Source organism: Streptomyces sp. NRRL F-5755, from assembly GCF_001279365.1.
In the GTDB taxonomy this organism is placed as follows: domain Bacteria; phylum Actinomycetota; class Actinomycetes; order Streptomycetales; family Streptomycetaceae; genus Streptomyces; species Streptomyces rimosus.
On record NZ_LGCW01000042.1, the window covers coordinates 1 to 20,974 of the forward strand.

Consider the following 20,974-nt stretch of genomic DNA (forward strand, 5'->3'; position numbering starts at 1 on the left):
ACCGCAAACGGCTCGGCAGCCGAGGCGGCAGGCCACCGGCCTTCGACCGCGAGGCCTACAAGCAGCGGAACACCGTCGAACGCTGCATCAACAAGCTCAAGCAATGGCGCGGCCTGGCCACCCGCTACGACAAGACCGCCACCATCTACCTCACCGGACTCCACCTCGCCGCCACCTTCATCTGGTCAGCGAGGCGATCCGAAAGAAACGGCCTAGAGGTAGCCGGGCTCGCCGGTGTCGGTGAACCGCGTCACCGACTGGGCAAGAAGCTCCAGGAAATGCCGCAGGTCATCAGCAGCCTTGTCGAACTCGGGCTCGTCGAGCGATGCCGTGCGCGTCCGGTGCACGACTCCGTCGGACTCGACAACGAAGAGCAATCCGCCGCCGTCGGCAGCGATCACCAGACCGGACGGTTCCTGCCCTTCATGCACGCTGACCGGCCCGTACTCCCGAAAGTACGCAAGGACGTCGGCCGCCGAGTTGACGAAGTAGCCGTTGCCGACATCGCCCAACTCGATGGCGCCGATGCAGCCATAGAAGGTCAGCAGATCGGCGGGAGCCAGACCGGTTGCCGTCAAGGCGCCGACCGCTTCGATGTCATCGTCGTCGGCCAGGCGGACTTCGTTCACGCCGGGCGGGACGCCGTGCTGGGTCTCGAAGCCGTCCACCATCGCGCTCAACACCGGCGACAGCGCGCTCGCCCAGGACAACAGCCAGTCTGGCGACAACGAACGCTCACTCATGAAGCCGGATCTTGGCATGGGGGCTCCGTTCACGAGTTTCGGGATCAGGCACACATTCCGTGAGGACGATCACCGAGGGGCGGGCACTGTTTCATGGGAGGCGGTGGTCTTCAGGCAGCCCACCCGCCGGTGTTCGAGTACGACTCGTAGGAGTAGCGAGTGTTGCGGTGCCATTCCTCGCCGGTGACGCGTTCGTAGGCGTGGTCCGGTATGTAGAGCAGGCTCTCGGCCCAGATGAGGTCGGTGGCGAGGGAGGCGAAGGCGCCCGGGTCTTGAAGTACATCTTCGAATACTCCACGGCCGGCGGCGACGACCGCACAGCGTGTGTAGAGGAATGCGTCACTGGAAAGGCCCTGTCCCAGCTCCTTGCGGTCCAGACGGTAAAGAGCCCAGGCGAGCTGCTCGGCGAAGCCGGTGACCACGCACACCGGAGACCGAGCAAGGTGCTCGGTCAGCGCGGCTGCCAGGTGTTCGGAGTCGGGGTCCGGTCCTGTGGGCCTGCAATCCTCGATGAGCTGCCAGAAAGTATCTTCGTTCACACCATCGAGCATGACGCAGGGGTCTGACAATCCACCTTCGGAGTCACCTGTTCGCTGCTGCTGTGGGCAAGCCTCCCGTTTACGGAGCAGGGGAACGTGGCGCGACCGAACCTGGCATCCTGCCGACAGGCCGTCGTCGGCCTCTGGTTCACCTCGGAGAACCACCAAGGCTCCTATGGCCTGGGATCGTTCGTTCGATGGGCGGTCCGCAGCAATTTCGCCTCCGGAATCAGTATCCCGGCCCGACCGCGGCGGATTCTTCACCACACGCTCGACGCCGACGAACGCTGGGCGACTGCCCGCCGACTCCTGAACGACGGCTCCATCGAGACCAGGGACCGCGTCGCCGATTTGATGGTCCTGCTCTATGGCCGGTATCCCGCGAGGACCTGCCGACTGACCACTGCACGCGTCATCCACGACGATCACGGCGTCGCCCTCCGCCTCAACCGTACTCCCCTGAAGCTGCCGCCCCCTCGACGGCCTGGTCCTCCGGCTCGTCGACATCGCCAACGATCACCAGCACACCGTGATGTCGAACGACCTCAACGCACCCTGGCTCTTTCCGACCCAGAGGCCGGCAAGCCACCGGGTAGCAAACAACTCAGCCGACACCTCCGCGCGATCGGACTCCCTACCGAAGCCGGACGATGCGCGGCCCTGCTCGATCTCTGCACACAGATGCCGCCAGCAGTCCTTCAGCGTCTGCTCGGCATCAGCCCCACAGTTGCCGAACGCTGGGCCGCCGGGGCCGTCAGGTCCGCATACGCAGCCGAGGTGGCCCGCCGATCAGACGGCTGAGACCGATTACGCAGGAAGGAGCTGGACGATCCCCACCCACGGAAAGTCGCCCGTCTTGTGAAATGCACGAACGCTCCAGCGTCCCGCCGGCACGGAAACTTGGGCCTGCTCCGGCAAGCCCCCCTGATCCGGGTATTCCACGGCCAGGTCAGCTCCGGCTACAGCGGAGTCCAGGAGAACCGCTGCCCCATCGGTCTCCCAGACCCCACAATCTTCCCAGTCGGTCGCGGGGTCCGCCATGACTGCCTTGGCAGCTTCAAGCAACTCGGCATCAGAGTCGGCGGCAAGCCACCGCAGGAAGACGTTCTGCTCAGAGAGGTAGCAAGTCGTGGCGGGCTCGTCGGCCAGCACCAAACCGGACCCAGCGGTGCCGACCTCGACGATCCCAGCCCAGCCCTCCACATCACAGGCACGGTCGTAGTCATCAGGAACGTCGGTGCCGCCGACGATCACGCCGTTTCCCGTGCATCCGCCCCACTGGTCCAGCGCAGGGACCGGAATTACGATCAATGGGCCGCCCATCGACTGCACCCAAGCGAGATCGGCATGGGCGTGACGAGCGACGTTGTGAGATGCGGTCATGCGATCAGTCTGTCCTGGTCCACTGACAGCGTCTGGAGCGCTATTCCACAGACGAATATCCGAACCTACCGATACTGGGAACCCTCGCCCGCCACACCGGCAAGGGCGTGTTCTGAGACCTCGCCGACCACGACATCAACGGCACCTTCCACCTCGATAGTGCCTGGCATCATGGCTGGGAGACCGTCGCCGCGCTCATCACCACCATCCAGGCCACCAGCCGGTGACCCGGACCGCCCTCGCCCTCGACCGCGTCGCTGCCGGAGAGAAGATCTCCGGGCCCGCGGACCGACGGCCCCTCACTGCTGCCGCGCAGACACCGCGCTTCGAGGGCCGCATCGTCCCAAGACGTTCGCCAAGAAGGCAGCCAAGTTCCTCGCCCAAGATGGCGTTGCGCTCTTCGACACCCCCGACGCGCTCTTGGTCTGCGCATTCAGACGCGACAACGGGCTCTGCGAACCCGACCCCGGAGCGACCGCCCCGCGGCAGTACGACTGCTGCCCCGGCTGCGGCAACACCGTCCGCACCGACACCCACGCTCGCTTCCTGCGCGAGCGAGCCGACGAAATCGACAAGCTGGCCGCCCACACACCAGAGCCCATCGGCAAACGCCTGCGGACGAACGCCGACCAACTCCGGGCCACGGCCGACGCCCACGATGCTGCCGCCCACCCCGCGGAGGCCCTGGCATGAATCAGCAGCACCAAGACGAACGACCCGCATCCGCGAGGCCATGGACCGGCCCCTCTCCGGTCAGGCCACCGCTTCCAGTGGCAGTCTCACCGTCGTCGCCCTCGCCGCTGAGGCCGGTGTCCACCGCATGGCCCTCCTCAAACGGCACGTCGACCTGAAGAACGAGTCTTACGAACGTGTCCGCAACGAGACCCAGCAGATCCCGGAAACGGAGAAACGACTCAGGTAAACCGTCGCCAAACTCACAAGGACCATCGCCGAGCAGGGAACCGAGATACAAGAGCTCCGCGACTTGGTCACTCGCCTGACCCTCGCCAGCGCCGTTCTCACGCAGGGGAAAGCAGCATCAGCAGAACCGGCCTCCGACAACGTCATTCCGTTCCCTCGGACGACAATGTGACAGGGCTGCTCTGGTCGGTAAGGCTCGCAGCGTGCCTGCACAGCATTGGCACTTCCTAGACGGTTGAGCAGTCCAGGAGTCGCCCGTCGGTGGTGCCAATGAGCAGCCGGCCGGGTTCGGTAGCGGTCAGCGCGGTCGCCACGACGGGTACTCCGGCAACCGTCAGGTGCCGACGCCAGCGGACGTAGCCATCACGGAGATCGAGTCCGACGATCTCGCCGTCGTCGTACGTGACGTAGACGGTCTCCATGTCGTGGTCAAGGTCCGTGGCCTTCCGGTCCGTCCGAAAGACCCAAGTGGGCTCTTCACTGGCCACCGTGCGCCGTACGACGAACGAGCCGCCGGGCTGCAACCCGTGGCCGTGGTAGACAGTGCCGGCATAAATCAGGTCACCGTCGGCGGTCTCCACGCCGGGGCCGGCGAAGTGTGTCTCACCTGGCTTCCAGGAGTAGGGACACAAATGATCGGCCTCCGCCCCCCTCGGCTCACGCGGACGTTCGGCAACCGGTAATGGACTCCAGGTCCGCTGCCGCAAGCCAGGCTTCATGTGGTCCAGGCTGCTGCCCGTCCTGCGTTGAAACGGTTTCCCTGAAGTAGATCCGGCTGCCGCGCCGGATACACAACCTGCTCCGCTCCCCGTTCCGCCCAGCGGGTGCGAGGGCGGGCAGGCCATCAGCACATCGCACCAGGGAGACAGGGCCGACGGGAGTGCGGTGGTCGAGCTGCGCCCCGTCCTGGAGCGCGAGCCGGACCACGGCCTGAGCACGCTCCTCCCAAGAAGGCCGCACCAGACCAACCCAGGCCGATCGCTCATCTGCGGCGATGACGATGTCACGGCCGCCACCATCATCATCCCGGACAGCCCACTGCCGTCGCCCCGAGGGCAGCCAGGACTCCAACTGGACCCCATCGAGCGTCGCCACGATTCTGCCGTCGGACAATTCCTCAACCGCGCGGACGTTGCGTCGCGGGCCCCAGTTCGTACTCAGACCGGAGACCGTCCGGCGGGCATCCTCTCGACGGTCGGTTCGCGGGGCCGCTACCCGTGGTCCGGCCAGGTCATATCCAGTGATCGACCTTGGCGGTACGATCCTCCAGTCGGGCCGATGTACCACCGCGATGTGCCCTTCGTTCCACGCGTCTTTGTCCTGCCAGTCGTCAGGCGGTGCCATTAGCACGCGTAGTTCCTGTTCGCTGAGCCATTCCAAGCCCAGGACTTGGCGGCCGAGCTCGTGCTCGATGAGCGACGTGGCGCTGCCCGTCTCCAGGTCCAGAAGGAGCAATTCCCCTTCGAAGAATAGTCGCCCGTGCCGACCACAAGGAGAGGGAGCCTGGGGTGGAAAGCCATGGCGCGCACGGGATAGCGCGCACGGAGAAGCGCTCGGCAGGTCAGATCATCGATGCCGTAGACACCAACAGGCGCAGTGCTGCCGAACTCGTGCACGCCCGCCACTGCTAGCAGGCCGCGGCCCTCGTCATCGACGGCGAGGACGGGATCACCGACCTCGGCGAAGGGACGGTCACCGAGGATTCGGTCGATGCGCAACGAGATGGTCATGGCAGTGATCTTCTCAGCGTCCAGAAGCTGCGTGAAGCCACGGACTTCAAGTAGCCGAACAGAAGAACTTGACGGGGAAGTGCGCCGAGAACTGGATCACCGCGCACCCGACCGAGGCCCGCCTCGGCCGGTTCGCCTCCGACCTCCAGACCAGCCGCTGGCACGACGACGACCACGCCTGAACCTCCCCGGAGGCCCTCATGAGCAGCACCACCCGCGACGATCACGCGCTCGCCTACCCCGAGCCGCCCGCCTCCCTGCTGTGGCACCGCCCCCGAGGGCACCGCCGCTCGCCCCCGCCCAACGCAAGCGCGACTCCGAGTTGCTGCTGGACGGTGCCCGGCGCACGCTCCGTACGACGGCTACGTAGGAGACCAGCGATGTTCACCGACATGTGCGAGGCCCTCGACGCAGAGGCCCTGTCCTGACCCCGCTCGGCGCCCGCCAGCACAGCGCCGCCTCGGTGCTGGTCGCCCGGCACGCCCGTGACAAGGACGACCTCGCCGGCCTGCTGGGCGCGCTCGGACTGCCCAGCACCGAAGACGACCTGGTGCGGCTGCTCCCTCACCTCCCCCGCGCCGACGCCACCCCGACCGGAGACCCGATGCTCACCGAAGCCCCCACCTACACGGCCATCGCCGCCTCGATGCTCAAGAACGGCGACGACCCCGAGCACGTCCGCACTACGCTCGGCCTGTCCGCGGACGAACTCGCCGACGCCAACCGGCACGCCGCGGATGAGAGCACCGCCGACGTACCGACACCGGCGGCCGCTTCCGGGCCGGGGCCTCCCGGCCGCCCCCGGCGCCGACGGCTCGCCGCTCGAAGCGCTGCTGGCCTGGGCCGAACAGCACGACGCCAGATCCGTCCAGGCGCTAGCCGCCCGGGCCCGCACCGCCCTGGCCGACCTTGCTCAGCGCCGGACCACCGAACAGGCCGTCGCGGCGGCCAAGGCCGAGGTCAGCCGGCTGGAGACCGAGCTGGCCCACGCCCGTCAGGCACTGCGCCAGGCGAAGAACGGCAAGCCCGCCGGCCCGGCCCCGGAGGGCGTGGGCGAGCCGTCCCCGACCGCACGCCGGCGGTCCGCGGAAGACCTCGCTGCGGTCCGCACCTGGGCCCGGGCGGCCGGCTACCAGGTCGCCGACCGCGGGCGGCCCGCCCAGGCCGTACTGAAGGCGTACGACGCCCACCAGAAGAACGGGGGAGGCCGACTGATGGACACCACCTGGCGGTCGACGGCTACGTCGACGCCGTCCCCGCCCCCGGAGCCCGCCCCGGCACAGCCCGCTTCGACCTGGTCCTCTCCCCCGCCGACGGGCAGGAACCCGACAGGCTCTCGCCTGCACCACCGGCGACCCGGCTCTCACCTAAACGCTGTTGAGCGAGGTACAGACCGGCGACCTGCTGCATGTGACCGGCACCGTGGTACAGCCCGACGAGCCAGGCGGCTCCGCGCGGCTGTCCGTGATGGCTCTTCAGGCCCTGGAAGCCGCAGCGGTGGCGGTACTGCACGAGCTGGTCCTGGACCACTAGGTGTATTGATCACGAGCGTTGTGAACAGCCCGCTTGGCTTGATCATGGCGAAGACCTCCGGTGTGGTGGAGGTGTCTAAGCTGCACCACACAACGGAGGTCTTCGTGTCCCACCGTAATGCCCGGCTGACCGTCTTCGGCAGGAGGCTGCTGGTCGACCGGGTCCGCTCCGGCCGGCCCGTGGCCCACGTCGCCGCGGAGATGGGCATCTCGCGGCCGACGGCCCACAAGTGGATGCGCCGGTGGCGGACGCAAGGCGACGCGGGCCTGCACGACCGCCCCAGCCGGCCGCACACCACCCCGCACCGCATCCCGCCGGAGCTCGAAGCGGCGGTGTGCCGGCTGCACAGCGAGCGCAAGCTGGGACCGGCCCGCATCGGACCGGTTCCCGGCCTGCCCGCCTCGACCGTGCACCGCATCCTGCTCCGGCACGGCCTGAACCGCCTGGCCCGGCTGGACCGGCCCACCGGCCTGCCTGCCCGCCGCTACGAACGCGACCGGCCGGGCGAACTGGTCCACGTCGACATCAAGAAGCTCGGCAACATCCCCGACGGCGGCGGCTGGCGGATGCTGGACCGCCCCACCGGCGACCGCAACCGGCAGGCCACCACCGACCAGCGCAAGAGCAGCAAGCCAGTGATCGGCTACAGCTACATCCACTCCGCCGTCGACGACCACTCCCGCCTGGCCTACAGCGAAGTCCTGCCAGATGAGCGCCAGCACACCGCGATCGCCTTCTGGCAACGGGCCCACGCCTTCTTCACGGCCCACGGCATCACCGTCGAACGGGTCCTGACCGACAACGGCTCCTGCTACAAAGCCAAGCTGTTCACCCAGATCCTGGCCGGGGCCGGCATCACCCACAAGCGCATCCGCCCCTACCGGCCGCAGACCAACGGCAAGGTCGAACGCTTCCACCGCACCCTGCTCGATGAGTGGGCCTACCTGCATCCCTACGCCAGCACCGACGAGCGCACCACGGCCCTGGCAGACTTCCTGCACACCTACAACCACCACCGCTGCCACACCGCACTCCAAGGCCAGCCACCCATCAGCCGCGTGAACAACGCTACGGGTCAGTACACGCCGGGGCCTCCCAGCGTTGGCTTCGTACATATGCCGGTCAGACCTGTGACGCGGCGAGCGGTTCCAGCGCGCGTTACTTGAGCTGGGTGTCTGCGGCGTTGCCGGAGTCGAAGGGCGGATCGGGGGCATATTCGACGGCGAGCCGGATCGCTCGCGCTGCGTCCTCTCCCGCGATCAGGTAAGTGAGGTAGAGGGCCATGTCCACGCCAGCCGACACACCGGCCGTGGTGATGATCACTGTCGGATGGCGCTCGGCCAGTTGGTTGTCCCCTCCCCAATGGGCCGTTACCCTGCGGTGTTTCAGCAGGCCGGCGGCCGCCAGCACATAGGCCCCGGTGCACTCCGCTGCTACCCGCCGGCTGCATCCGGCCAGCCTGCGCAGACGCTCCAGCAGCAGCTCGTCGGCCGCCGCGTCCTCACAGCCGACGTCGCCCACGACGATCAGCGTGTCCAGAAGACCGGTCACCGCCCCAGTGCACGCTGCGCCCCAGGGCGATCCCGGACGAGGTGTGGACAGCCCAGCGGCCGAGCGTTCCCAGCTCGATGGAGTAGGGCGGCGCCGCGCCGTAGCGGTTGGCGATGTCCAAAGCACCGCTCGGGCAGGCGATGTCGAGAATCTGCGCACCGTCGTATCCGACGATCACAACGCGCCGCTGATCAGTCATAGCCCCGATAGCAGCACATCCGCTGGCTCCGTCCGGGCGGATGCCCGTTCCGCGCAGTGCGCGGGCGATCTTTTGGGAGGGTTCTTGCGATCGGTACCGTTCAGGTACGTAAGTGTTCAGGGCCAAGCACGAGACTGCCAACGGCCTCTGCTGGCGTCTGGCCGTGCTGCTACGGCCTCGCCGGAAACCTCACCACTCTCGGCGCCGTCCACACGTGCCGTCTTCACGACCAACGGCGCTCCCCACTCCCCCAGAGTGCGGGTGACGGGAGCGGGGAACGGCCGATGCCAGGCACCAGCCGCACCGCACCCGCACCCCGCCTCCCTGTCTGGTGCGCCTTCGCTGCCTGCGTCTGCGGTTCGGCCCCGGGTCCTGTACCGCGGGGGCTTTATGGTGTCGGGTGCGTCGGCGGGCCTATGCCCGGCTCGCCGTCTGCGCGGCGTTGTAGACGGCCTGCTCCTCGGTACCGAAATGGGTGGAACTCATGTTGGGGCCCTGTACCCAGCCGAGGATGCCGATGATCTGGGCCGGATCGTCGTAGCGGGAGAAGACCCCGACCTGAAGGCCCGCGCCGGTGGCGGGGTCGAAGTTCTGCAGCAGAGCGCCGCCGCTGCAGCCGGGCGACTGGGCGCCGGCCATCACGTCGTTGTAGTAGACGGGGTCGTTGCGGGTGGTGCCCTGGGTGACCATGAGGCTGCGGCCGTCGAAGGTTCGCTGGAGTGGGGTGGGGACGTTGCCGGGGCGGTAGTAGTTGCGTTCGTTGATGGTCGGGTAGCCGAAGATGTGGTGGGTCTGGTTCTGCGGCTGGTTGAAGCCGACGTCTTGGCCTCCGGTGACCTCGCCGATCGGGCGCGGGTCGTCGGGGCTGGCGACCAGGACCGCGGCCATGTCTCTTCCCAGCAGCCAGTCGGCGCTCTGGCTCCAGGTGTTGGTGATCCATTGGCGGGTCACTCCCCAGATGCCGTAGGGGGCGATGTCCTTGCCGGGCAGTTGGGTGCTGGCGGGGTCGCGGGGCAGGTTCGCTCCGTTGAATCCCGGTACGAAGACCATGTTGGTGGCGACGACGTTGCCGAAGCCCACGTTGAGCGGGGTGTGGATGCGCAGGCAGTGGGCGGCGGTCAGCACGACGCTGCGGTTGGCGCTGCTGACGACGTTGCCGGAGCACGAGGACGTCGAGACGGCGCCGGTCTCCACGTCCGTGTACTCCATGAAGATTTTCCCGGCGGTGCGGGAGACCAGTCCGTGCTTGCGCGGCCACGGCTTGCTGAGGTCGTCCCAGCCTCCCGGCGGCGCAGTGGCGTCCTGGTCCTCGTTGTTGAGGCCGGCGTCGGCCATCCTTCCGAGGGTCCAGTACTCCACCTCGGCCCTGAGCCTCTTTTCGTAGTCGGCGCCGGCCGGGACCAGCGGGCTGAGTTCAAAGGCGGGAACTGCGGCCGCGCGTGCCGCAGGCACCGCCGTGGTGAGCAGTGTGGCCACCAGTGCGAGCAGGCAGAGTGCGGCAGTGACCACGCGTTTGGACGGCATGGTGATGAGCAAGGCTCTTCCCTCCTGGGGCGGTTCGAGGAGACGGGTCCGGTGGGTGACCTGAGCGGCTTTTCTTGTCCCGGTGGTGCGGGGCGCGCCGGGGCGGGCCTCACGGATTGGCGGTCACCTCGAATCCCGCACCGAAGACGCCGGCCGGTGCCGCGCGGTCGCGGGCGCGCAGGTCGGCGAGGATATTGGCCGAGCTGGTGTACTCGAACGGCGGCAGGGACAGGGTTATGGCCTTGGTGATCCCGGCCCAGGGGCCGGAGGCCTGGAAGTTGTTGTCCTGGGAGGGAAGCTCGGTTCCCGGCACGTGCCAGATGGCCGGGCCGCCGGAGTCACCGGTCAGGTTCGCGGCCGCAGACCGGTAGATGCCGCCTGTGTTGTCCATGATGGTTCCGAACCACACGCCCGTCTGGCCCGAGACGATGAGCTCGTTGTCGCCGGTGGCGAGCAGCCGCTCGGTGTCGAGTGCGGGGTGCGGGGCGTTCGGGCTGGGGGTCCCGCCGGGGACCTTCATCTCGCCGGTCTGCTTGAGGTAGGGGCCCTGCGAGGAGAGCGTCGCCTGCGGAACCAGCTCGATGACCATGTAGTCCTTGGTCATGTGTCCGGTGCCCGAGCCTTCGGGGTCCTTGAAGTAGCGGACATACCCGATCGGGCCGAACTCGGTGTCCGCCCGGTCGTACACGGGCGCGACGTCCTCGGGGATTTCGCGGTCCGCGTACGTGCCGTCGGGGTCCTTGAGGCAGTGTCCCGCCGAGATGGCGATGTGGTGGCCGTACTTGTCCGTGCCCACGGCGCCGATGGTGCAGAAGGCGAACGGCAGCGACGGGCTGAAGAGGATCTGCATGCCGTTGTGGACGCGTTTGCCCGCCTCGGCCCGGGCGGCGCCGACCGCCACGGTCCAGATGATGGTGAGGCTCAGCAGCAGAATGCCCAGTCGTCTGATCATGTGCGCGATCCTGTCTGTCGGGAGCGGAAGGTCAGGCGGATGCCGCGAAGGCCGCTTCGAGCCGCGGTACGAAGTCCACTAGGTCCTGCGCCCAGCAGCCGCTGGTGTGGCCGCCGTCGCATGCGGTGCCCCAGCCGGACCCGTCGCCGTAGTCCACGTAGTGCGCGGGGTAACCGAGGGAGCCCAGACGCTCCTTGGCGTGCTGGGACGCCGACTGCACCCAAAATTCCGGCTCGGTGGCACTGCCCTTGCCGTTGCCGGTGTAGATCGATATGCCCATTCCGGCCCGGGCCAGGACGTCCATGTGGGAGACCGGGTCCGCCTCGTTCCAGCGCCAGTCGGCGCCCAGGATCGGGTACGGCGTGCCGAAGACGGCGTCGCTGGAGACCGGGGGCCCGAAGTCGAGGCTGCAGGTGGGGTTGGAACTGCCGCACAGCGGGGCGCCGACATTGGTGAGCGTGGCGACGACGGCCGCGCGCATGACGGCGTGGTTCATCGAGAGTTCGTTGGCGCCGGAGAGCGTGGCGACCTGACTGAACAGATCGGGGTGCCGCTGGGCGTAGTGCAGGGAGCCGAAGCCTCCCATCGAGAGACCGGCGACGGCCCGCCCCTGCTTGTGGGCGTTGGTGCGCAGGTTGGCGTCGATGAACGGGATGACCTGGCTGATGTGGAAGCTCTCCCAGTTCTGCGCACCGGCCACGGTGCCCTGGTCGAGCCAGTTGGTGTACCAGCCCCGGCGGCCGCCGTCCGGAATGACCGTGATCATTGACTGCGCCACGGTGAGAGCGGGGTAGGCCACGTTCGGGTTGCCCGGGTCGTCGGACGCGCCGTGCAGGAAGTACAGCACCGGATAGCGCTTTTCGGGGTGGTCGGCGTAGTCGGCGGGCAGCAGGACCCGGATACGGTGCTCACCGGCGACCTCGGGTGTGGTCACGGTGACGACGAAGTTGGTGGCGGAGCCGGTGGCGCCGCCGACCTGGGTCAGGCCGAAGCCGTCGCTCATCTCCGGCGGCTTCGGGCCCGCTGCCTCAGCTCGGGGAAAAGGGGCGCCCAGCAGTAACAGGGCTGCGGCGGCGACGACTGCTGCCTTCACGCGCAGGAGCCGGGCGGGCAGGGCTGATCTCATCAGATGTCCTTGGGTGGGCTGGAGGCCAGGTGTCCTCGGGATGGGTGGAGGCCATGGGACGGGTGGTTCAGCCAGTCACCGGGAATCACACCGCAACACCCCGCGTGGCGCTATAGGCCCAGGTGGCGCAGTTGGGCCACTGGCGCGAGTGCGCTACGCACGCAGTACGCTCCAGGAGCCGGACGGACCGGCTTCGGTACGGCGAGGGGGAAGTCGTGCACGATGTGCTGGACCCGGACTCCGACCGGGGACGGGTCTACCGGCTTTTGGTCAGCCACCCGCACGAATCCGCCGCACGGCTGGCGGCCCGGGCCGGCCTGAGCGAGACCGACGTCCGTACGGTGCTCGAGGAACTCGCCGACGAAAACGTCGTCGTCACGACGGCCTCCGAGGCCGCAGATGCCTCCTGGGAAGCGGCACCGCCCACGCAGGTCGTTGAGGCGCTGCTGCAGCGCGATGACGCCCTGCGCACGGCACTGCGCCAGACCGGTACCGAGCTGGAACGGCTCTACCGTTCCGCCAGGAGGGACGCGGGCCACTACAGCGCGCTGGAGGTCGTCGAGGGCCCCGCACGCATGCTGGCGGTCAGCCGGCAGCTCCAGAAGGCGGCGCGCCAGCAGATCCGGGTCATCGACGTACCGCCGTACTCCGGCACGGCCGACCACTACCTCACGCAGGAAACGCTGCAGCGTGAGCGGATGGCCGCCGGGGTCGTCTACCGCGCCATCTACCACGGCTCCGCGTTTGACGACCCCATCGCGTGGCCCAACATGGCCCGCATGATCGAGGCGGGGGAACAGGCGCGGACCCTGGACGATCCGCCCATGAAGCTGGCCATCTGCGACAGTGATCTGGCGGTGGTCACCCTGGCCGCCGACGACCACAGCGGGGTCATGTCCCTCCTGATCCGTCCGTCCAGCCTGTTCCAGGCGCTGTCTAACGTCTTCGAATCCCTGTGGAGACTCGCCGTTCCGGTCTCGGCAGCGGGGATCGGTACGCAGATCGACGCCCGGGACCGTCAGATCCTCACGCTCATGGCCAGCGGTGCCACCGACGACGCGATCGCCAGGCATCTGGGGGTAGGGCGCCGTACCGTCGTACGGCGTGTCTCCTCGCTCCTGAACAGGCTGGGCGCCACCACCCGTTTTCAGGCAGGGGTCCAGGCGGCGCGGCGCGGCTGGCTCTGAAGGGGCTGCTACCGCTACGACGGTGTAGACACCCTGGTGGGCGGCCCGATCGTGCGAGGGGCGCCGACGGAGCTGTCGGCGAGAGTGTCACCGGAGGTTCGGATGCCTGGTGTTGCGCGCGGTGCCACGCGTGTCAGATGGGCCTTCCTGGCTCTCGCGATATGCGTGGTCACAGCAATGGTGAGCCTCCTCTGGGTCCGCTCCGCATTGACTCTTTGGGTGCTGCTCGGCATCTCACTCGTCTCTCTACAGCAGATCGTCCTGGGGATGCGGGAGATCAGAAGAGGCAATCGGTCTGGCTGAGCCGTCTCTTCTCGTGTCCGGACTCGGGATCGTCAACTCCGCGCGGTCAGGGATGCAGCTGTTCGCCGACCGCTCGCTGGGCGGCGTCCACTGAAGGACGGCCTCCCGTGGCCTCCTTCCGGCCGTCGTTGCAGGGCAGGCTGCCGCCTGTGCGCTGCGTTGCCCGTGTCCGCTTCGCGAAGGTGCTGGACGAGACGGTGTCACGGTCGGCTGGAACTGGGCCGCCTGCGAGATGAGTTCGGGGGAACAGAGCGAAGGGATACGGGCGTGCACCGTGGGGCGCTGCCGCGCCCTGCTGAGCGTCGCTTGGTGTTCCCCGAGCGCGGCAGCGGCCGTAGGGAGGCGGGTTGGTCAGCAGTCGCCGCTCACGCCCACCGCGCGCATTCCGCGCCCGCCCGTACGGGGCAGGTCCAGGACGAATGCCTGGCCCGCCGGGGTACTGCGTCACGCCGATGACGGCGGCCTCCAGGGTGTGACGCCTCCTCCACTTGAGCCATCCGGAGGCCGTACGGCCCGCAGCGTAGGGCTTGTCCGGCTTGGACACCACACCTTGTGCACATTCGGTCACTGACCATATACCTAGCGGGATGCGCCCCTACCGAAAGTGCTGCGAACCGGCGACTGGGACGCCGCTGGCCGCGCAACCGCTCCACTCAACTGCTCAGGTCGCCGTTGCTCCACCCACCCACGTCACCTACAGCGCACCGAAGCCTGCCCCAGCCACAAACGGCACCTCCGGCAATGCGGACCGCCGCCCGAACGGCACCTACCCCGGCCACCTCTGCGGCATCGCCAGTAGCGGGCCCGGCCAGGCCGGTCCGGGACCAAAGTCCCGACTATCACGCCAATCACTTGGGCCTCATCGATAGGCGACCCAGCCATCCGGCCCGCAGGCTCTGGGACCAGAGCCCCGATTCTCCGGGTAATCACCTGTTCAACCTTCCAGGCGCCTTGCCGCATATGCCAGGCTCAAGATCACCCGCCCCTGGCATATGCCACTACTAGGCGTCAAGGGCTTGCGCATCTGCCTACGAAGGGTCTTCATGAACCACCGCCAGCGCATAGCCAGCACCATCGCCGCCACCATCAGCGCGGCCGCACTCACCCTCGGAGCCGCCCCCGCCGTCTTCGCCAGCCACACCCCCTCCCCGGCCGAGCGGACCGCGGCCGTGGTCGAGAAGGCCACCGGCACCACCGACATCGCCCCGGCCCCGGCCCCGGGCACCGCGATCCCCCAGCGTTCCACCGGGGACGCCAAGGCCACCACCGCGACGGGTGACGCCGTATCCATCGCCCTTCCCGGCACCAAGGACGTCACCGGCGCCAAGGCCGGCAAGAACACCACCGTCTACCCCGGCACGGCCAAGGCCACCGACCTCGCCGTCCAGCCCACCACCGACGGCGGCATCCGCGCCCTGGCCGTCCTCAAGGACGCCACCGCCCCGCGCGAACAGCGTTACGACATCGGCCTGCCCGCCGGTGCCCGCCTGGTCAAGCTCGGCAACGGCGCGGTCGCCGCCATCGCCAAGAACGGCAGCTTCCTCGGCGGTTTCGCCACCCCCTGGGCCAAGGACGCCAACGGCAACCCCGTACCCACCAGCTACCGCGTCGACGGCAACACCCTCGTCCAAACGGTACGGACCACGAGCTCCACGGCATTTCCCGTCGTCGCCGACCCCAAGTGGCTGGACGATGCGGCCAAGGGAGTCACCGCCGGAATGATCGGCGGATGTGCGGCTGGTGCCCTCGCCGGAGGAGCCGGATGCCTCCCCGGAGCTGTCGCATCAGGCGTGGCCGGGGGCGTCGCCGGAGCGATCAGCGGCCTTTTCAGCTGACAGCCGACGCCGTCTTCCTTCGATCCCGTACCACATGACCTGTGAGGAGCACCGAAATGACAGACGACTTGGCGAGCCGTTACTCCGGCGTTGAGCGGACCGTCTCGCTCGCGGTGTTGAGCGGGCTGGGGGTGGTCCTTGGCATGCGTGTGGGCGACCAGTCCTTCGCGGCCAGCATCCTGTGGGGGCTGGCCGGAGGGATCGCCACGGCACCGGTACTCATGGGCGCCACCCGAGTCGCCCGATACGTGGCCAAGCGGCGATCCACACGCTGACACCATCGAGACCGGGCCACACCTCACACCAGCCAAGGCGGATGCCAGGAGCGGACCGGTCTCGATTGACGCGCCGGCGCGAACCTTTGCCCATCTCCTGAAGGGCCGAGCGATCGCCTTCGTAGCGTCGAACGGTCAACTGGTCAGTGCCAAACCCTGGCTACAACACACCTTCAACGCCGCCCAGCGCGCCCACCCAGCCCATCGCCTCGCCGAGGTCGGTGGTCGCCGGAACCGGGCGGATCTGCGGCGGGCCGCCTTCCAGCAGTTCCAGCAACTTCCCGCGGCGCTCCCCGTACCGGCTCGGAGGGCAGTCCGTACGCTTACCGCGCGCTCACAACAGCACAGGCGACCGCTGGGGGTCCCGGACGGCGACAGGGCCCCGGGCTATGGCCCGCCCGGGGCCCTGCAGACGCGGCTTGCCGCCCTCAGCTGCCCAGTTCCTTGCGGTCACCGCCGCCGCTGATGGCGATCTTGCGCGGCTTGGCCTGCTCGGTGACCGGGACCCGCAGCTTCAGCACGCCCGCCTCGTAGGAGGCTTCGATCTTCCCGGTGTCGAGGGTCTCACCGAGGAACAGCTGCCGGCTGAACGTCCCCACGGGCCGCTCGGTGATCACCGTCTCGGTGTTCTCGCCGTACGTCGGCTTGCGTTCGGCTTTCACGGTCAGGACGTTTCGCTCGACGTCGAGATCGATGGACTCCGGGTCCACACCCGGCAGGTCCAGCTCCACGAAGAAGCCGTCTCCCTCGCGCCAGGCATCCAGCGGCATGCCGGCCGGGCGCGCGGCCGTGCCCCAGACCCGCTCGGCGAGCCGGTCGAGATCGCGGAAGGGATCCGTACGCATCAGCATGTCTCGTCCCTCCTTCAACATCGTCCCGCATAGCGCGTTCTACTTCTTACATAGCCCGCCAGAGGAAAGTTGACAATGCTTGACTCAGCCTTGCGTCGCTCTGGTGGCCTGTCACAGCCAGGCCGCATCGCCTTCGGGGTCCGGTGTCGAAACCGCCAGACGGGCGTAGGGGGCGTCGGGGCCGGGGGCCGATCCCACGAGCACCGGCCCTTGCGTGCGTAGGGCGACAAAGTCCCGGCCGTGGACGTGCTCCAGCTCGCCCACACACCAGCGTCCCGGGCGGAAGCGGTAACCACGCCCGGGGCGCGGGCGCACCGCCCGCCACCAGTGCGGTTCCACGCGGATCTCGCCCACCGAAGCCAGCGGCAGGCGCACGGTGGCGCGCCGCGCCGCGAGCCCCCACCGCCAGGGCAGGCGCACCACCAGATCGCCGTCCTTGACGTACAGCCGTGTCACGTTGCTCACCCGCCTTCCGAACTTTCCCTCGGCGCACCGCAGGCGGCGGCCCGGGGTGCGCCGTGACGGGACGTACGAGGGCCGGACTCGTCAGTGGGCCACGCGGGCCCCGGAGGCGGGCCGCCTCCACGACCGGTTCGCGCGCCCGGTGTGCGCACGGTGCTCACGCCAGGCCGAGGCCAGCCGCACACCGCCCGCGACCAACGCGTAGACCCCTAGCACCAGTGAGAGGGCCTCCGCGCCGGCATCCGGGCGCAGCCACAGCAGCACACCCGCCACCACCGACACCACGGCGGAGGCGAGCCACAGCCACGCGTGCCGCACCTCCCGCCGCATCCGGAGGGCGGCCCACAGTTCGAGGCAGCCCGTGACAACAGCCCAGGCACCTGCCGTGACCACCAGCGCCAATGCCGTCAGGCCCGGCCACAGGGAAGTCACCATCGCGGCCACCACACTCAGCGCACCGGCTGCCGCGCAAGCCAGGGCGGACCAGCGCTCACCGCGATTCCGCCAGGCCGCCCCCAGGAATATCACCCCGTCCACCAGCGCGTACGCGCCGAATGCCAAGGCCAGGGCCAGCGCCGTCAGCTGCGGCCAGAGCAGCGCCAGCACACCGAACATGACCGCAGCGGCCCCGCGGGCCCCCAGCAGCCAGACAGTCTTCGTTCTTTCCGCCACCAACGGCCTCCCTTCCAACTCCCTGCGTCGGCAGCCCCGAACCCGCCTCCGGAGAGGCGCGGCACCTGCTCTCGGAGAGGCACGGCCGTCGATGCGACCGAGTGTTCACGGTCCGTCATACAAAGTTGAGTCGGCTGTTGTCAGCTTGCTCCAGGCTTGTCAAGAGACTTGCGGTGAGTTCATAGATACGTGGCTGGGCAAGTGGCTCAGGCGGCAAGCTCCGCCACCTGCGACGGCTGTGACGTCTCAAGCGAAAGGAGAACAGGGAATGCTTGCGCGCAACGGCGCCCCGGACGGTCTCGACCGGCTGGTGCACCAGCTCGCACACAGCGCCACGGCCTCGGCGGGCACCGTCATCCCGGCGGATGTCTGGCGCGACGACGACGCGCTCTACCTACAGTTCGACCTGTCGGGCATGGACCGCTCCAGCATCGAACTGACCGCGGAGGGCAACACCCTGACCCTCCGTGCGGAGCGCCCCTCGCCGGTCCCGGCCGACGCCCGGGCCGTACTCACCGAGCGTCCCACCGGACAGTTCACCCGGCGCCTGCCCCTGTCCGACGCCCTGGACACCGCAGCCGCCGAAGCGGCCTACGACAACGGCGTGCTCACCTTGCGCATCCGCTGGCCGCACACGCCAAACCACGCAAGGTCACCGTCTCCGGCGGCACGCCCAAGCAGCTCACGGCCTGAGAAGCCGCCCATCCCGCCCCACCGAAGGAGGTTGAACCGTGAGCGCCCTGCTGTGGCTGCTCACCCCGCTGACCACCGGCATCGCCGCCAGTGCCTGGGCCTGGAACGCCGCACGCAGCAACCCCGGCCCGCCCGACCGCGACACCTTCGAGGACCTCGACCACCACCAGCGGCTGCGGACCGCCCTCGGCAACCACTGACCACCGCCGCCGCCACCGTCCCTGCCCGACCATGCCGCCACAACCTCGAACAGCGGCTGACCTCGATGGGCGATTCGCCCACAACGCAACAAGCATGCCGGTCCGACCGTCCCCGCTGGACAGGTCGGGCCGGTTTTCGCAGAGTCGAAAGGTCCAGGGCCGCACTGCGAGCCGACCTGCGTCCGATGGTGGGCTTCGACTGCTCGGACGGGAAGTTCCGCCGGAGACCCGCCGACGGGCAGTGCGGTCTCCAGATCCTCGAACTCACCGAAGGGGCCCAGTGAAGAGGCCCAGATTTCGAGGACGTCACCTGGGCCGCGGCCAGGAGAATCGGCGTCCGCACGACGACAGCAGGTCTGGCCTGGACAGCCTCGGCGACGGCGGCGGGATCGACGCCGGGCAGGTCGAAGTGGACGACCAGGCTGCCGTCGTCCCGGTGCGCGTCGAGCGGCATGGCGGCCGGTCCGGCGGTGGTGCCGAGTACCTGCCGGCGAGCCGGTCGAAGCCCTGGAAGGCTTCCGCGCGAAGGAGGAGCATCGTCGCACGCCTTTCGCCCGGCCGGTTCCGTCCGTCCGGGCCCGGGAGCCCGGTGCGCCTTCTCCTTGCGTCTGCTTCACAGGGCGCAGCCTTGACAAGGGTCCGCTCAAGTTTTATCTCTATCGGTGGGCAAGTCTGTCCGGACTCGCAGCTCGCGGCTGGTGAGGAGGCGACGTGACGTGCGGGATCAGCACCGGACGACGGATGTGTACGCGGTCCTCGGAGTGCGCCCCTCGGCGACGGCCGAGATGATCACCTCCGCTTTCCGCGCCCGCGTGCGGGAACTGCGTCCCGACACACGTGTCGACGCCGACACGGCGGAGCGGTACGGCCGACTGCGCGCCGCCTACGACACCCTCCGCGACCCCAGGCTGCGCGCCGCCTACGACCGCGAGCACACCGTGCCCACCCCGGCCCCGGCCCGCTCGGTGCACCGGGTCGTGGCAGTCCGGGTGGACGGTGGTGTGCCGCCCGAGCCGCCGCTGCGAGTGGGACCGGTCCGGTGGGAGCGGAGAGCCTGAAGCGGACGTCGTCCGGATCCGCGAGCCCGGCAGTTTCCGGCAACCGTGAGGAGGAGAACAAGATGGCGCGCTCGGTCGGCATCGACCTCGGCACCACCAACTCGGTCGTCTCGGTCCTCGAAGGTGGCGAGCCCACCGTGATCACCAACACGGAAGGGGCTCGGACGACACCGTCGGTCGTGGCCTTCGCCAAGAGCGGTGACGTGCTGGTGGGCGAGGTCGCGAAACGGCAGGCCGTCACGAACGTCGAGCGCACCGCGCGCTCCGTGAAGCGGCACATGGGGGACCACGGCTGGCGGTTCCCGGACAGCGGCGACATCGACGGCCGGCGGTACACCGCGCAGGAGCTTTCCGCGCGCGTCCTGCAGAAGCTGAAGCGGGACGCGGAGACGTACCTGGGCGAGGACGTCACCGACGCCGTCATCACCGTCCCCGCCTACTTCGACGACACCCAGCGGCAGGCCACCAAGGAGGCCGGTGAGATCGCCGGCCTGAACGTGCTGCGGATCATCAACGAGCCGACGGCGGCGGCGCTGGCGTACGGGCTGGACAAGGAGAGCGATCAGACGGTGCTGGTCTTCGACCTCGGCGGCGGCACCTTCGACGTCTCGCTCCTCGAAATGGGCGAGGGCGTCATCGAGGTGAAGGCCACCAACGGTGACACCCGCCTGGGCGGCGACGACTGGGACCAGCGGATCGTCGACCACCTCGTCAAGCAGTTCAAGAACGGGTACGGCGTCGACCTGTCCAAGGACAAGATGGCCGTACAACGGCTGCGCGAGGCCGCGGAGAAGGCGAAGATCGAGCTGTCCTCGTCCACCGAGACGACGATCAACCTGCCCTACATCACCGCGTCCACCGAGGGCCCGCTGCACCTGGACGAGAAGCTCACCCGCGCGCAGTTCCAGCAGTTGACGGCCGATCTGCTGGAACGCTGCAAGGGGCCCTTCCACAATGCGGTCAAGGACGCGGGGATCAAGATCTCCGACATCAACCACGTGATCCTGGTCGGCGGTTCGACGCGGATGCCGGCCGTCACGGACCTGGTGAAGGAACTCACTGGCAAGGACCCGCACAAGGGCGTCAACCCGGACGAGGTCGTGGCCGTCGGCGCGTCGCTGCAGGCCGGCGTCCTCAGGGGTGAGGTCAAGGACGTCCTCCTGCTGGACGTCACCCCGCTGTCCCTCGGTATCGAGACCAAGGGCGGCATCATGACCAAGCTCATCGAGCGGAACAC

At 68.6% G+C, this 20,974-nt stretch carries 22 protein-coding genes and 5 pseudogenes; 14 read left to right on the plus strand and 13 right to left on the minus strand.

Annotated features, from left to right (window positions below):
• Nucleotides 1–185 (plus strand): annotated as a pseudogene (locus ADK86_RS40555) (transposase); the annotation flags it as partial.
• Nucleotides 186–212: 27 nt separating this feature from the next.
• Here ADK86_RS40555 and ADK86_RS07275 read toward each other — a convergent pair.
• From ADK86_RS07275 to ADK86_RS07285, 3 genes are all read right to left on the minus strand, one after another.
• Nucleotides 213–743, minus strand: coding sequence for an SMI1/KNR4 family protein (locus ADK86_RS07275; RefSeq protein WP_078951899.1), 531 nt, complete (start codon nucleotides 741–743; stop codon nucleotides 213–215).
• A gap of 110 nt (nucleotides 744–853) precedes the next feature.
• Nucleotides 854–1,282, minus strand: coding sequence for a DUF4240 domain-containing protein (locus tag ADK86_RS07280; RefSeq protein WP_234345748.1), 429 nt, complete (start codon nucleotides 1,280–1,282; stop codon nucleotides 854–856).
• 807 nt (nucleotides 1,283–2,089) lie between these two features.
• Nucleotides 2,090–2,665: an Imm21 family immunity protein gene (locus ADK86_RS07285; protein WP_234345749.1), complete on the minus strand. Its 576-nt coding sequence runs from the start codon at nucleotides 2,663–2,665 to the stop codon at nucleotides 2,090–2,092.
• A 420-nt stretch (nucleotides 2,666–3,085) separates the two neighbouring features.
• Between ADK86_RS07285 and ADK86_RS44290 the strand changes: the two genes are divergently transcribed.
• Complete coding sequence (locus tag ADK86_RS44290) at nucleotides 3,086–3,358, plus strand: hypothetical protein (protein WP_234345750.1); 273 nt, start codon at nucleotides 3,086–3,088, stop codon at nucleotides 3,356–3,358.
• Nucleotides 3,355–3,758 (plus strand): annotated as a pseudogene (locus tag ADK86_RS07295) (hypothetical protein). The gene ADK86_RS44290 and the pseudogene ADK86_RS07295 overlap by 4 nt, the downstream one beginning before the upstream one ends.
• A gap of 55 nt (nucleotides 3,759–3,813) precedes the next feature.
• Here ADK86_RS07295 and ADK86_RS07300 read toward each other — a convergent pair.
• Both ADK86_RS07300 and ADK86_RS42990 read right to left on the minus strand, forming a co-directional pair.
• On the minus strand, nucleotides 3,814–4,167 hold the full coding sequence (locus ADK86_RS07300; RefSeq protein WP_053695839.1) for a hypothetical protein: 354 nt from the start codon (nucleotides 4,165–4,167) through the stop codon (nucleotides 3,814–3,816).
• A gap of 762 nt (nucleotides 4,168–4,929) precedes the next feature.
• The gene (locus ADK86_RS42990; RefSeq protein ID WP_159393799.1) at nucleotides 4,930–5,316 is read right to left on the minus strand and encodes a hypothetical protein; all 387 of its coding nucleotides are present in this window, start codon (nucleotides 5,314–5,316) and stop codon (nucleotides 4,930–4,932) included.
• Nucleotides 5,317–5,516: 200 nt separating this feature from the next.
• Between ADK86_RS42990 and ADK86_RS44295 the strand changes: the two genes are divergently transcribed.
• The 4 genes and pseudogenes from ADK86_RS44295 to ADK86_RS07315 all read left to right on the plus strand — a co-directional run.
• Nucleotides 5,517–5,744, plus strand: coding sequence for a hypothetical protein (locus ADK86_RS44295; protein ID WP_234345751.1), 228 nt, complete (start codon nucleotides 5,517–5,519; stop codon nucleotides 5,742–5,744).
• Between the two features lie 309 nt (nucleotides 5,745–6,053).
• Nucleotides 6,054–6,491, plus strand: a pseudogene (locus tag ADK86_RS44300) (Lsr2 family DNA-binding protein); the annotation flags it as partial.
• Between the two features lie 202 nt (nucleotides 6,492–6,693).
• Nucleotides 6,694–6,849, plus strand: a complete 156-nt coding sequence (locus ADK86_RS43705) for a hypothetical protein (RefSeq protein WP_199834367.1) — start codon at nucleotides 6,694–6,696, stop codon at nucleotides 6,847–6,849.
• A gap of 104 nt (nucleotides 6,850–6,953) precedes the next feature.
• Nucleotides 6,954–7,934 (plus strand): annotated as a pseudogene (locus tag ADK86_RS07315) (IS481 family transposase); the annotation flags it as partial.
• Between the two features lie 73 nt (nucleotides 7,935–8,007).
• Here the strand turns inward: ADK86_RS07315 and ADK86_RS07320 are convergent.
• The 5 genes from ADK86_RS07320 to ADK86_RS07335 form a co-directional block, all read right to left on the minus strand.
• Nucleotides 8,008–8,400: a DJ-1/PfpI family protein gene (locus ADK86_RS07320; protein ID WP_053695842.1), complete on the minus strand. Its 393-nt coding sequence runs from the start codon at nucleotides 8,398–8,400 to the stop codon at nucleotides 8,008–8,010.
• On the minus strand, nucleotides 8,351–8,599 hold the full coding sequence (locus ADK86_RS44305) for a hypothetical protein (protein ID WP_234345752.1): 249 nt from the start codon (nucleotides 8,597–8,599) through the stop codon (nucleotides 8,351–8,353). The genes ADK86_RS07320 and ADK86_RS44305 overlap by 50 nt, the downstream gene beginning before the upstream one ends.
• A gap of 414 nt (nucleotides 8,600–9,013) precedes the next feature.
• Nucleotides 9,014–10,123, minus strand: a complete 1,110-nt coding sequence (locus tag ADK86_RS07325) for a trypsin-like serine peptidase (protein WP_234345753.1) — start codon at nucleotides 10,121–10,123, stop codon at nucleotides 9,014–9,016.
• A 109-nt stretch (nucleotides 10,124–10,232) separates the two neighbouring features.
• Complete coding sequence (locus ADK86_RS07330; RefSeq protein ID WP_053695844.1) at nucleotides 10,233–11,075, minus strand: hypothetical protein; 843 nt, start codon at nucleotides 11,073–11,075, stop codon at nucleotides 10,233–10,235.
• A 31-nt stretch (nucleotides 11,076–11,106) separates the two neighbouring features.
• Entirely contained in the window at nucleotides 11,107–12,201 is a 1,095-nt protein-coding gene (locus ADK86_RS07335) for an alpha/beta hydrolase (protein WP_053695845.1), read from the minus strand.
• Nucleotides 12,202–12,416: 215 nt separating this feature from the next.
• Here ADK86_RS07335 and ADK86_RS07340 point away from each other — a divergent pair, with 215 nt between their 5' ends.
• From ADK86_RS07340 to ADK86_RS07350, 3 genes are all read left to right on the plus strand, one after another.
• Nucleotides 12,417–13,388, plus strand: coding sequence for a LuxR C-terminal-related transcriptional regulator (locus ADK86_RS07340; RefSeq protein ID WP_053695846.1), 972 nt, complete (start codon nucleotides 12,417–12,419; stop codon nucleotides 13,386–13,388).
• Nucleotides 13,389–14,734: 1,346 nt separating this feature from the next.
• On the plus strand, nucleotides 14,735–15,526 hold the full coding sequence (locus ADK86_RS07345; RefSeq protein ID WP_053695847.1) for a hypothetical protein: 792 nt from the start codon (nucleotides 14,735–14,737) through the stop codon (nucleotides 15,524–15,526).
• A 56-nt stretch (nucleotides 15,527–15,582) separates the two neighbouring features.
• Nucleotides 15,583–15,801, plus strand: a complete 219-nt coding sequence (locus tag ADK86_RS07350; protein WP_053695848.1) for a hypothetical protein — start codon at nucleotides 15,583–15,585, stop codon at nucleotides 15,799–15,801.
• A gap of 428 nt (nucleotides 15,802–16,229) precedes the next feature.
• Here ADK86_RS07350 and ADK86_RS07355 read toward each other — a convergent pair whose 3' ends face one another.
• The 3 genes from ADK86_RS07355 to ADK86_RS07365 form a co-directional block, all read right to left on the minus strand.
• Nucleotides 16,230–16,652 (minus strand): Hsp20/alpha crystallin family protein, encoded by a 423-nt coding sequence (locus tag ADK86_RS07355; RefSeq protein WP_053695849.1) that lies wholly within the window; start codon nucleotides 16,650–16,652, stop codon nucleotides 16,230–16,232.
• Nucleotides 16,653–16,763: 111 nt separating this feature from the next.
• Complete coding sequence (locus ADK86_RS07360; RefSeq protein ID WP_078951896.1) at nucleotides 16,764–17,117, minus strand: hypothetical protein; 354 nt, start codon at nucleotides 17,115–17,117, stop codon at nucleotides 16,764–16,766.
• An 81-nt stretch (nucleotides 17,118–17,198) separates the two neighbouring features.
• Entirely contained in the window at nucleotides 17,199–17,786 is a 588-nt protein-coding gene (locus tag ADK86_RS07365; protein WP_053695850.1) for an HdeD family acid-resistance protein, read from the minus strand.
• Nucleotides 17,787–18,201: 415 nt separating this feature from the next.
• On the opposite strand from ADK86_RS07365, the pseudogene ADK86_RS44310 reads away from it, so the two are divergent.
• From ADK86_RS44310 to dnaK, 4 genes and pseudogenes are all read left to right on the plus strand, one after another.
• Nucleotides 18,202–18,366, plus strand: a pseudogene (locus ADK86_RS44310) (Hsp20/alpha crystallin family protein); the annotation flags it as partial.
• Between the two features lie 151 nt (nucleotides 18,367–18,517).
• The gene (locus ADK86_RS42995) at nucleotides 18,518–18,679 is read left to right on the plus strand and encodes a hypothetical protein (protein ID WP_159393800.1); all 162 of its coding nucleotides are present in this window, start codon (nucleotides 18,518–18,520) and stop codon (nucleotides 18,677–18,679) included.
• A gap of 716 nt (nucleotides 18,680–19,395) precedes the next feature.
• Nucleotides 19,396–19,737 (plus strand): J domain-containing protein, encoded by a 342-nt coding sequence (locus ADK86_RS07370; RefSeq protein ID WP_053695851.1) that lies wholly within the window; start codon nucleotides 19,396–19,398, stop codon nucleotides 19,735–19,737.
• Nucleotides 19,738–19,799: 62 nt separating this feature from the next.
• A partial coding sequence (dnaK, locus tag ADK86_RS07375; RefSeq protein WP_078951898.1) for a molecular chaperone DnaK occupies nucleotides 19,800–20,974 on the plus strand: 1,175 nt, incomplete at its 3' end.